This is a genomic window from Arthrobacter sp. Y3221159 (assembly GCF_059089885.1).
In genome coordinates this window covers 1-10,907 of record NZ_JBNHFC010000003.1, presented here as the reverse complement: position 1 = coordinate 10,907, position 10,907 = coordinate 1, and the positions used below count along the sequence as shown (strand labels likewise).

The 10,907-nt window shown below is 65.3% G+C and carries 11 protein-coding genes and 1 pseudogene; 7 read left to right on the top strand and 5 right to left on the bottom strand.

Going from position 1 to position 10,907, the window contains the following annotated elements:
- Positions 1-53: 53 nt before the first annotated feature.
- The 5 genes from AC5RT3_RS04170 (at position 54) to AC5RT3_RS04150 (ending at position 4,659) form a co-directional block, all read left to right on the top strand.
- Positions 54-2,354 (top strand): carbon starvation CstA family protein, encoded by a 2,301-nt coding sequence (locus AC5RT3_RS04170; protein WP_494053781.1) that lies wholly within the window; start codon positions 54-56, stop codon positions 2,352-2,354.
- The gene (locus AC5RT3_RS04165; protein ID WP_494053780.1) at positions 2,354-2,557 is read left to right on the top strand and encodes a YbdD/YjiX family protein; all 204 of its coding nucleotides are present in this window, start codon (positions 2,354-2,356) and stop codon (positions 2,555-2,557) included. The genes AC5RT3_RS04170 and AC5RT3_RS04165 overlap by 1 nt, the downstream gene beginning before the upstream one ends.
- 79 nt (positions 2,558-2,636) lie before the next feature.
- On the top strand, positions 2,637-3,266 hold the full coding sequence (locus tag AC5RT3_RS04160; RefSeq protein WP_494053779.1) for a bacterial proteasome activator family protein: 630 nt from the start codon (positions 2,637-2,639) through the stop codon (positions 3,264-3,266).
- Between the two features lie 7 nt (positions 3,267-3,273).
- Positions 3,274-3,723 carry a hypothetical protein gene (locus AC5RT3_RS04155; protein ID WP_494123570.1) on the top strand — a complete coding sequence of 150 codons (450 nt, stop codon included), beginning with the start codon at positions 3,274-3,276 and terminating at the stop codon, positions 3,721-3,723.
- Positions 3,724-3,813: 90 nt separating this feature from the next.
- Positions 3,814-4,659 (top strand): aldo/keto reductase, encoded by an 846-nt coding sequence (locus tag AC5RT3_RS04150; RefSeq protein WP_494123569.1) that lies wholly within the window; start codon positions 3,814-3,816, stop codon positions 4,657-4,659.
- A gap of 91 nt (positions 4,660-4,750) precedes the next feature.
- Here the strand turns inward: AC5RT3_RS04150 and AC5RT3_RS04145 are convergent, their stop codons facing one another.
- The 3 genes from AC5RT3_RS04145 to AC5RT3_RS04135 all read right to left on the bottom strand — a co-directional run bounded on the left by AC5RT3_RS04145 (position 4,751) and on the right by AC5RT3_RS04135 (position 7,209).
- Positions 4,751-4,936 (bottom strand): hypothetical protein, encoded by a 186-nt coding sequence (locus AC5RT3_RS04145; protein ID WP_494010737.1) that lies wholly within the window; start codon positions 4,934-4,936, stop codon positions 4,751-4,753.
- 114 nt (positions 4,937-5,050) lie between these two features.
- Positions 5,051-5,521 (bottom strand): alpha/beta hydrolase, encoded by a 471-nt coding sequence (locus tag AC5RT3_RS04140; RefSeq protein ID WP_494053777.1) that lies wholly within the window; start codon positions 5,519-5,521, stop codon positions 5,051-5,053.
- A gap of 722 nt (positions 5,522-6,243) precedes the next feature.
- Positions 6,244-7,209 (bottom strand): hypothetical protein, encoded by a 966-nt coding sequence (locus AC5RT3_RS04135; protein ID WP_494123568.1) that lies wholly within the window; start codon positions 7,207-7,209, stop codon positions 6,244-6,246.
- 286 nt (positions 7,210-7,495) lie between these two features.
- Between AC5RT3_RS04135 and AC5RT3_RS04130 the strand changes: the two genes are divergently transcribed.
- Complete coding sequence (locus AC5RT3_RS04130; protein ID WP_494123567.1) at positions 7,496-8,017, top strand: GNAT family N-acetyltransferase; 522 nt, start codon at positions 7,496-7,498, stop codon at positions 8,015-8,017.
- A 95-nt stretch (positions 8,018-8,112) separates the two neighbouring features.
- Here the strand turns inward: AC5RT3_RS04130 and AC5RT3_RS04125 are convergent.
- Positions 8,113-8,334 (bottom strand): annotated as a pseudogene (locus AC5RT3_RS04125) (hypothetical protein); the annotation flags it as partial.
- A gap of 227 nt (positions 8,335-8,561) precedes the next feature.
- Here AC5RT3_RS04125 and AC5RT3_RS04120 point away from each other — a divergent pair.
- Positions 8,562-9,530, top strand: a complete 969-nt coding sequence (locus tag AC5RT3_RS04120; RefSeq protein ID WP_494123566.1) for a tetratricopeptide repeat protein — start codon at positions 8,562-8,564, stop codon at positions 9,528-9,530.
- A 218-nt stretch (positions 9,531-9,748) separates the two neighbouring features.
- Here the strand turns inward: AC5RT3_RS04120 and AC5RT3_RS04115 are convergent, their stop codons facing one another.
- On the bottom strand, positions 9,749-10,027 hold the full coding sequence (locus tag AC5RT3_RS04115) for a hypothetical protein (RefSeq protein WP_494053771.1): 279 nt from the start codon (positions 10,025-10,027) through the stop codon (positions 9,749-9,751).
- Positions 10,028-10,907: the final 880 nt, after the last annotated feature.

Genomic DNA, 10,907 nt, shown 5'->3' with positions numbered 1-10,907 from the left:
ATTGATAAGGTGCCTTAGTAAGTGGAGGCTCGCACCCATCTCAAGGAGGAGACATGGCCGAAACGCCTGACAACCGGAATGGTTCGGCGCGGAGGGAGGGCACGGTCTCCACGGACACCGCCCTTCCCGCCGTTGCCGTGGACGAGAATGTCCGCGAGGCGGAAGAACGGAAGTGGACGCCGCGGAAGATTGCGCTGTGGGCCGCGATTGCCCTGCTGGGCGGTGTGGCGTGGTTCATGCTCGCGATCATCCGCGGGGAAACGGTCAACGCCATCTGGTTCGTCTTCGCTTCGGTCTGCACGTACCTGATTGCCTACCGCTTCTATTCCAAGGTGATCGAACGCTACATCACCAGGCCGGATGACCGCAGGGCCACCCCTGCCGAGTACAAGGCGGACGGCAAGGACTATGTCCGGACGGACCGCAACGTCCTGTTCGGCCACCACTTCGCAGCAATCGCCGGTGCAGGCCCGCTGGTAGGTCCCGTGCTGGCGGCCCAGATGGGCTACCTGCCGGGCACCATCTGGATCATTATCGGCGTCGTGCTTGCCGGCGCGGTCCAGGACTACCTGGTCATGTTCTTTTCCATGCGCCGGGGCGGCCGTTCGCTGGGCCAGATGGCCCGCGAGGAGCTTGGCGTGGTCGGCGGTACTGCGGCCCTTGTTGCCACGCTCCTGATCATGGTGATCATCGTTGCCATCCTGGCGCTCGTCGTCGTCAATGCCCTGGGTGAAAGCCCGTGGGGTGTCTTCTCCGTGGGCATGACCATCCCCATCGCCTTGTTCATGGGCGTGTACCTCCGCTACCTGCGGCCCGGGAAGATCATGGAGGTCTCCATCATCGGGTTCGTGCTGCTGATGGCGGCCATCATCGGCGGCGGCATCGTGGCCGAAACCTCCTGGGGCGCCGAGATCTTCACCCTGGACAGGGTGACCATCGCCTGGGGCATCATCATCTACGGTTTCATCGCCGCGATCCTGCCGGTGTGGCTGCTCCTGGCACCGCGTGACTACCTGTCGACCTTCATGAAGATCGGCGTGATCGTGATGCTGGCGGTGGCCATCATCGCGGTCCGGCCGGAGATCTCCGTGCCGGCGTTCAGCGAGTTTGCCAGCCGGGACAACGGTCCCGTGTTCCCGGGTGCGCTGTTCCCGTTCCTGTTCGTCACCATCGCCTGCGGGGCGTTGTCAGGCTTCCACGCCCTGATCTCCTCCGGCACCACCCCCAAGCTGGTGGAGAAGGAACGCCAGACCCGCTTCATCGGCTACGGCGGCATGCTGATGGAGTCCTTCGTGGCCATCATGGCCCTGGTCGCCGCGATCTCCATTGACCGCGGCCTGTACTTCGCCATGAACTCCCCGGCGGCGCTGACCGGCGGGACGGTGGAAACAGCTGCCACATGGGTCAACAGCCTTGGCCTGACCGGTGTGAACATCAGCCCGGAGCTGCTGTCCCAGACGGCGGCCAACGTGGGTGAGGAAAGCATCGTCTCGCGCACCGGCGGTGCGCCCACGCTGGCCTTGGGTTTGGCCCACATTATGCAGCAGTTCATCGGCGGGACGGCCATGATGGCGTTCTGGTACCACTTCGCCATCATGTTTGAAGCCCTGTTCATCCTCACGGCCGTGGACGCCGGCACGCGCGTGGCCCGCTTCATGCTGCAGGACTCCATCGGCAACTTCGTGCCCAAGTTCAAGCAGCACTCCTGGCGGCCCGGTGCCTGGCTCTGCACCGCCATCATGGTTGGCGCCTGGGGTGCGGTACTGCTGATGGGCGTGACAGACCCGCTGGGTGGCATCAACACACTGTTCCCGCTGTTCGGCATCGCCAACCAGCTGCTGGCAGCCATTGCCCTGTCCGTGTGCCTGGCCATCGCCGCCAAGCGCGGGACCTTCAAGTACCTGTGGATCGTGGCCCTGCCGCTGGCCTTCGCTGCGGTGGTCACCATCACCGCGAGCTACCAGAAGATCTTCTCGCCGACGCCGGCGGTGGGCTACTTCGCCAACAACGCCGCATTCAGCAAAGCCCTTGCCGAAGGCAAGACCGAGTTCGGGTCCGCCAAGACCGTTGCGGCCATGGAGGCTGTAGTCCGCAATACTGCCATCCAGGGCTGGCTGTCGGTGATCTTCGTGGTGCTGAGCATCATCGTGATTGCCACCGCCGTGCTGGCCACCATCAGGGCTTTCCGCCACCACGCGGCCGGCACACCCGTTACGGACACCGAGGACCCTGCCCGGCCGTCGCGGGTGTTCGCTCCGGCTGGGCTTATCCCCACTCCCGCGGAGCGGCAGCTGCTGGCCGAGTGGGAAAAGGTACCGGCTGAACTCCGGTTCGAACGGGCAGGGCACCACTGATGAGCGCGGGACTGGTTGCACTGTCCAGCGGTTTCAGGGGGTTCGCCCGTTACCTGGGCGGCCTCCTGGGTGCGGACGCGTACACGAAATACCTGGAACACCACCGCGCCGCCGGGCACCAGGAACCGCCCCTTACCGAGCGGGAGTTCTGGCGCGACAAGACCGACCGGCAGGACGCAAACCCGCAGGGCAGGTGCTGCTGATTGAGCCTGCAGCGTACAAGCGTGTCAGGTGGGTTCATCGAGTGGACCCCCGGCGGATCGCTCATGAGAGTATGAACGCATGAGCGATCCGAACGACACTCAGGCAGCTGAGGACCTCCCCGTAGAAGGCACGCCCGTTGATGACAGCCAGGCGCCGGTACCGGCACAGCCGGTCCAACCGAACGGCACCAAAAAGGGCAGCAATCTGCATGACCTGGTGGACGAACCGGCCAAGGTGATGCGGATCGGCACCATGATCCGGCAGCTGCTCGAAGAGGTGAAGTCCGCCCCGCTCGACGACGCCGCCCGCGGCAGGCTCGCCGAGATACACGAGCGCTCCATCAAGGAACTCGAAGACGGCCTGGCTCCCGAACTCGTGGAGGAACTGGACCGGATCAGCCTTCCCTTTACGGACGAGGCGACGCCCTCTGACGCCGAACTCCGGATTGCGCAGGCCCAGCTGGTGGGCTGGCTTGAAGGGCTGTTCCACGGCATCCAGACCGCCATCGCGGCGCAGCATGCTGCCCGCGAGCATGCGGCGGCACAGGTGCAGCTGCGCCAGCTTCCGCCTGGGACCATGATCGCGCCGGGCGTGGTGATCGGCGAAAACGGTGAGCCGCAGCGGGCCTCAGCCGGGCAGCGGCCCGGAGTCCCCGCCCAGCAGGGCAAGCGCGAAGACCCGGACCACGGTCCCGGACAGTACCTGTAGGTTGCGCTTGGGCTTTCTCAGCGCCGCCAGGCAGGGGCGCAAGGACGATGCGGAACTGGGGAAGGGGTTGTGGCGCCGCGCGCACGACCGCTTCCATCGGGGACTGGACCGCTTCCACCAGGTGCTGGAAGGCGTGGAGGACGACCAGCTGTACGGGGAGCTGGTGGAGATCGCCAACGAGCTGGCGGCCCTCCTGGAACGGGTGCGGGCCATCTGCGTGGAAGCGCAGCGGCGCTCACCCAGCGAGGGCCTGGACATCCCGGTGGCCCTGTCCGGCGTGCACCGTGCCTTGTCCAAGGCTGGTAACTCGCTTGCCACCACTGCAGAGGCGGCCGCTATGCTGCGGCTCGCCGTCGGGCCTGTGCCCGTGGGGGCCGCCTCCGTGCGGCGCCGTGCCGAGGCCGTCTTCCAGCAGGTAGCCGACGCCGAGCGGCACCTCCAGGAGGCAGCCTCTTAACTGCAGGGGCAGGATTATTCCTGGTTAAGCGCGTGGCTTAGTCCGGCCCAAAACGGGCTGGAGGCCGGGCGCGTTTGGCAGGATGAATGAATGACTCTTTCACCTACCTTGACTTTCAATGACGGAAACACGATCCCCCAGCTTGGCTACGGCGTGTGGCAGGTTGAGGACGGCGTGGCGGAGAAGGTAGTCCGCCAGGCATTTGAGGCCGGCTTCCGCCACATTGACACCGCAAAGGTCTACGGCAACGAGGCAGGCGTGGGGCGCGCTATCGCCAGCTCCGGACTGTCCCCCGACCAGATCTTCATCACCACGAAATTGTGGAACTCGGACCAGGGGTACGAGCCCACGCTGGCAGCCTTCGAAGAGTCGATGGACCGGCTGGGCCTGGAGACGCTGGACCTGTACCTGATCCACTGGATGCAGCCCAAGCAGGATAAGTACGTGGAAACCTGGAAGGCGCTGATCGAGCTCCAGAAGCGCGGCCGCGTAAAGTCCATCGGCGTTTCCAACTTCACGATGGAAGGCCTGCAGCGGCTGATTGACGAGACCGGTGCGGTCCCTGCCATCCACCAGATCGAGCTCCACCCCTACTTCAGCCAGCGTGAGCTGCGCGAGTTTGGCGCGTCCAAGGGCATCCTGACCCAGGCCTGGTCTCCACTGGGCCAGGGCGGCGAGCTGCTTGAGGATGCAACCGTTGCGGCCATCGCTGCCAAGCGCCAGGCAACCCCCGCGCAGGTCGTCATCGCCTGGCACCTCGCCATCGGCAACGTGGTGATTCCCAAGTCCGTCACGGAATCCCGGATCCGCGAGAACTTCGCCGCGCTCGAGGTTTCCCTGGACGCGGAGGATGTCGAGGCCATCAATGCCCTGGACCGCACCGCCTCCGGCGAAGGCCGGATCGGGCCGGACCCGGCAGTCTCCGACTTCGCCTAAGCCGGACCTGACCGCTTAATGGCGGTACCGGACCCGCGTTGCCCTGGTTTTGCAGGGCAGCGCGGGTTCCTGCTTTAAGGCGGATGCGGAATCAGGCGGCGAGGCGGACCTGCTCGACCGTGACCTCGTCAATCACGGCCCAGCCGTCTTCACTGCTGCAGTACTTGTTGGCGAAGCGCTGGGCCTCGGCCAGGGTGTCGAAGATTTCGGCCCGCGACCGGCCGCAGTCAGCGTCGAAGTACGTGACGTGAAATTCCTGAACGGTGTGGTTTTCCATAAATCCAGTCTGCAACCGGGGTCTGACAATCTCCGGAACCAGCCCCGCGTGTTGCTTTGAGACGTAGGGCCTAAGTGTTCGAAAGGCCTGAATAGTCTCCTCAGGGTTGCCGCCTCAGGAGACTCCGCCTGAGGCGCTCCTGGTTCCCGGTTGCCAGCCCAGCCAGGTGATTGCTTCCTCGGCGATGGGGGCTGGCACCGTATGCGGGCCGGGGAATTCCCTGTAGGTCACGTCGTAGCCCTCACGCTTAAGAAGGGGCACCACACTGCGGCTGGTGCGGTTGATAGGCAGGACGCTGTCGGTCTCTCCATGGGAAATGAAAATACGGGGCTGGCCGACCCGGGGTGTGGGAGGGATAAAACCGGGGGAAAAGGCGATGATGGCGGAAAACAGGTTCCCGTTTGCAAGGCCCAAACCCAGCGCATACGAGGCGCCGTCCGAGAAGCCCCCGACAGCTATGCGGCTTTGGTCCACGAAGGCCATGTGGAAGAGCCGCTCCAATGTCTGGTTGATCAGTTGCACGTCAGGCCCGAAGCCGCCTCGGATGCCGTCCCAGGTGGATCCCTGCGAGGAGGGCGCGGCCATGATCATCCTGTGCGTCTCGGCAAATGATGAAAGCAGGGCAAGTCCTCCTGCCGCATTCCCTCCCGCGCCGTGCAGCAAAAGAATAAGTGGGGCCGGCACGCCGGCCTCCAGTCCTGGTGGCAGGTAGAGCAGTGCGTCCCCCAGGGATTCCAGACGCAGCGGATGCTGGCCCGGGACAGGGGCGGAGGAGGGCGCGCCCCCGGGTCTCGCCAGCAGTACAGAGGGGTTTGGCTGTGTTCCCGGACGATGCATGTCTGCTCCCGAACAGGCGGCCGGTGCGGCAGTTGCTGCGGGGGCTCCGCACAAACCGTGCCAGGTCCCGCCGTCGACCCGACTCGCTTCCGACAATAAGGATGACTCCGGCCGGGAAACTATCACCAGACCAGCTCTCGGCGCTTCGCCTGCCAGCAGTGGAGGAGCCGGCGGCGGCTGGGGGAGGCGTCCGCGGTCTCAGACGGACGCCCTCGTCGCCGGCTCCAGCCACTACGTTACGGTCCAGGCGCGTCCGGCACCCGAGTAATCAGTACGCGATTCCGTCAGCGGGGTGCACCTGCCCCGAGGCGGGCCCCAGCCGGCAGGCTGCGATCCTGCTTCACGCATGTACGCGTCCCTGCAAGTACCTGCGGCTGCCAACTCCCGCTTCCCGGGCAGCATGAAGGCCAGGACCGCAATGACGATTCCGATGGCCCCTGACGGGACAAGGAATCCCGCGGCGACGCCTCTTAGCTGCTCAGCCGGAGGACACGTTCCCGGGCGAGCATCACGGTCCGGCCTGCCTTGTCCGCCTCCCGCAAGGCCTGTTTGGCCTCCGCTGCGGTGGCCGCAAGCTGCTTGCGGGCACGGTCCAGTTGCTCCTCCGCAGCCTTCAGCCTGTCGCGGAGTTCGGCGGCCTCCTGAACCAGGGCGTCTATTTCGGAACGGGTCTCCTCCACCTGCTCCTGCAGCTCCTCCGCCAGGCCGCTCGTCCTCGCTTCTTCCGCCTGCGCTTCGGCCAGGGCTGCCTTTGCCTTTTCCAGCGCGGGCGGCGAGGCGGGCCGGGGAGTCTGGCGGACCGCCTCAAGCCGGGGTTTGGTGGCCTTTGTCCGCGAGCTGCGTTCCGGCGTCGTACGTTCCTTCCTGGCCGGTACGGACGCCAATGGCGGCTTGCGGGCTGCGGAAGCCGAAGGTGCAGGCAGGGCGCCGGGAACCGCCACTGTTCCCTCCAGCTCCGCGGCGCTGACCCCGTCCGCCGAGAGGGTCTTCAGGAGCCGCCCGCTGCGGACGGCCTCCGCTGCGCCTTCGTCCGCCGTGAGGGCACGGAGCGTTTCCTCCACGTCGGCGGCAATGGTGTCGCTGATGGCGCGGCCCTGCTGCTGGACGACGGACCGGGCAGTGTCGACGGCGGAGGCCAGCATGGTGCGGCGTTCGCGTCCCAGTTCCCGGAGGGACGGTGCGTCGAGCGACGCCTGCGCGTCCCGCATCCGGGAACCGAGTTCGGCCAGTCCCGCCAGGACGCCCGGCTCGTGCAGGGCGAGCATGTTGACCGCCCAGGCAGCCGCGGAGGGCTTGGGCAGTCCCTTGACCGCCGCAGCGAGCTCCTTGTCCGTCCCGGCAGCCTCCTTTGCCGCGGCCGTGCGTGCCGCCACGAAATCCTCGAGCGGCACGGCGTAGAGCTCGTTCGCGATGTCCGCCAGGGCCTGCTCATCCATGTCCGCCATCATAGGCGGGGGATACCGGCAGTCCGGACACAAATGGGGGGAGCCGCTCTCAGACCCGGGGAGAAGAAGGGGTGGAGGAGCCGGCGACGGCTGGGGGAGGCGTACGCGGTCTCAGACGTAAGCCCTCGTCGCCGGCTCCTGCCAACACTTTAGGTGCGCGCACCCGGCTGGCGCCCGAGTATCCAGTACCTGATTCAGGGCGGGCCAATACGTGCCCACTGTTGCAGGAAGGGGCTGAACCGCTGACCCACCGGCGGCTGCGGCGTGCTTGACTGGAATGGTGATCAGAAAGGCGCGCCTGGAGGACGCTGGGCGCCTGCGGGATATCGAGACCGCCGCGGGCGAGGCCTTCCGCATCCTCGGAATGCACGCGGTGGCGGAGGATCCTCCGCCCAGCGTTCAGGAGCTCAGCCGCTATATATCTTCCGGGACTTGCTGGGTCAGCACAGCTGGGGAGCAGAAGGCTGTCGCCTACATCCTGGTCGACCAGGTTGACGGCAATGTCCACATCGCCCAGGTGACGGTGCACCCCCAGCATGCTCGCTTGGGCATCGGCAGGGCCCTGATCGATGAAGTTGCCTCCTGGGCGGCCGGGCAAGGGTTCACGGCGCTGACCCTGACAACGTTCCGGGACGTCCCCTGGAACCGGCCCTACTACGAGCGGCTGGGCTTCGCCGTCGTGCCCCAGCGGCTGTGGCCAGCGGGAATCCGACGGTTGGTTTTGGCGGAAGCTGCGGACGGCCTGGCTGCATGGCCTCGCGTAGTGATGAGGAGGGCCTTGGGGGAGCAGGAATCATGATCGTCCTGGAAGTCAGGGGCCGTCTTCCGCTGACCTGCTCGGCTTGTAGTGAGGGGAGGCTAATACGCCCGCCGGCGATGGCTGGCGTTTGCCGCTTAGCCAGCGAAAAACCCCGGAAACCCCCAAGACAAGGGGCTGTCCGGGGTGACCTCGTTCAGCTGCGCTTCCTTGGCAGCTGCGAGTCTGCCGGCCCGGGGGTCGATCCGCTGGGTGTGCAGCCAGACGCCCAGAGTGCGTTCTTCCTGGTTGTCGGTTTTCTGGTGGCGGGGCCAATCGTTGCCGGCCGCCAGGTAGGCGGCCACGTCTCCCGGGCGCTGCCTCCACCGGGCGGCGTCGGCGTTCCGCTCGCCACCTTTCTGCTATAGCCAAGGTCTCTTCAGCAGCATATGTTGGATGCCTGGTCTCGCCGAAAAATCCATCTGACACGGAAAGCATCCTTTGCAGTACCGCCCCGTGGATCGGAAGCCGGTTGTAGGGTTCGCCCGGGCACAGCTGGCATCCGCCGACGGACCCGTACACGTCTCAATGAAGAGAGGTGGCCCCAATGGGGTTTGTAGCAGGACCATCAGTCAAGGCATTGCCCGGTGTGCGGCTCACCGTCACCGCCAGAAGAGTCGATTACGCGGAAGGTTTGAACACACCCGTCCCGGACGGGCCTTACAGGAGCTGGTCGACCCCGGGGGAGGAGGTGGGCTGGGCCAAGTGGGCGGCGATGACTGCAGCGGCCGGAGCGGACACCGTACCTGGGGCGGCGCTGAGTGCCCGACCGGGCATGTTGGCTCCGAAATGGGAGAAGGAGCTGCACAAGGTTCTGGTCGAGGCTCCCGATGTCTCTGATCTTCACCGGGTGGGTGACGAGTTCGAAGAAGCCAAGCCGCTTGCGCTCCTGTTCGAGGTCCTCTGGCAGGCAATTCCCTGCGGGAACCGCCGACGGGCCATCGATGCCCTGAACTGGCTATCGACGAGTGGGTATGATCCGCTGCACGATCATTTCGCTCAGACGTATCTGCCGAAGACGGGTTACGCCCTCTCCATCGCGTACGGGGTTGACGTCCAGCTGCCCCTGAACCGGGACTACATCCATCTTCTGCTGGCAGAGCTTTACCAGCTCGACGGGCAGGTGGAAGCAGCCGAGCAGCTGCTGGAGCAGCTCCCGCCGACCACAATCACTGCTGTATCGCTGGCGGAGTTCTACCTCAGCGAGGGGCGCTGGGCGGATGTGGCGGACCTGACTGACAACCTGAAAATCGAAGATGAAGCCTCCATTTTTCTCCTCCTTCAGCGCGGCATCGCTTTGCGCGAGGAAGGCTTACTGGAAGCATCAGGGGAAGCCTTTGACCAGGCCCTCGAGTTCCTTGACCCCAACACCGAATTCGGTCAACGCGGCCTGGTAGAACGGGGCCTCACCTATCTGCGGGCCGGCAAGGTGGCAATGGCGCACGAGGATCTGGAACGGGTCCTGGCCGCCAACAGCAGCTACCCCGGCCTGCGTGACTACCTTGAACAGGACTGATATTTTTCAACGACTCGCCGCAAGTCATTCCTGTTTGTGGCGAGCCGCCTCCGTCATTCCCGGAGCTCCATGTTCAGCACACCCCCGGGAAGAACGGTCCTCACGTCAGGGTGACGGCGTGCTCGGCGCACGGACCTGCGGGCGTGCGACGGGCGGCGAAGACTCCTGGCGAATAGGCCATGTAGTAGTCAACCAACTGCTACCCGCGGGGAGACCCCTCACTGTGGTGCCGCAGTGTGTCGCTGGGGCAGCAGGATCTGGTCAGTGGTCTGCCTGTCCCGCGGGGCCAGGATCCATGAGCTGTCCTGGGCTGGCCGAGGCCTGCTTCGCCGCAGCTTCCTTAACAACAGGGCAAAAGGCAACAGCAGCAGATACAGGATCCCGGCCGCTATCAGCAGCAGCACGAAAAGGATCAGATACGGCAGGTAGAGGAGGAAGATGCCGACAAGGGCGGCAAGGTATCCGAGGCTGAATCCGAAGATCGTTTCGGCATTCAACGATTGCTCCTAAGGGTTATCCGGAGTGGTGTGTGGTGCCGCTGCCGCGTCCTCGTCGGAGCCGCAGCGTCCGAGGGCGCGCGGTGGCGCGGTTTCGGTGAAGTCGGGCGCGCCATGGCTTCACGCGGTGGCCCATCCCTCCCGCGGCCGAGGCGACCCGTGTTGACCCGTTCCGTCTGCGGCGAAGGTGGAGGGCGGCGAAAGCGGTCAGGCCGATCCAGGCAAAGGCCGCACCGATGACAAGGAGCACTGCTGGAAGCGTGTCCACTGCGGCACTTCTCCTGGAACTGAAGGGTTCGGCGGTTCGCCCGGAAGGTACGGGTCATTGGAACTGGGCGTTAGCCCAGGCTGAACCTCGGAGTTCAAGGTGCGTTGGTGAGGCCCGCGCCTGCTCTTCGCGGGCAGAATTATGCTGGGCACTGGGGGAATTGGGGGCTGTCACAGCGGTCTCCGGCTGAACTGATGCTGCGCCTGCTGCTGGACTTAGTTGAGGTATATCGTGGGGGTCGTCCACAGTCAATAGAGGTGTTGAGGAGTTCGCTAATGTCCTTGCTGACGCGCGTGAGTTCTTCGCCGGCATCTAGGGTCAGCTTGATGCGCAACGACTAGGAGCCACGGATTCCGGATCCTGCAGAGTGCAGGTAACTCAATGAGGTGCAGGCGTCGCACTTGGAAATGTGTTGCGCCTGTTCCCGTGAATGACCGCGGTCGGTTTCCTTTGCTCCCTTAAGTGCCGGTGGGATTCTGGCCGGGCCGGAGCAGCAGCACGACACTCGCGGCCAGGACCCAGACCAGGAAGAGCAGGAAGCCGACAAAACCGGCCATGCCGATAGCGCCCCCATCGGGGGAGGTCTCAAATACTCCCGCGAGGGAAACGAGC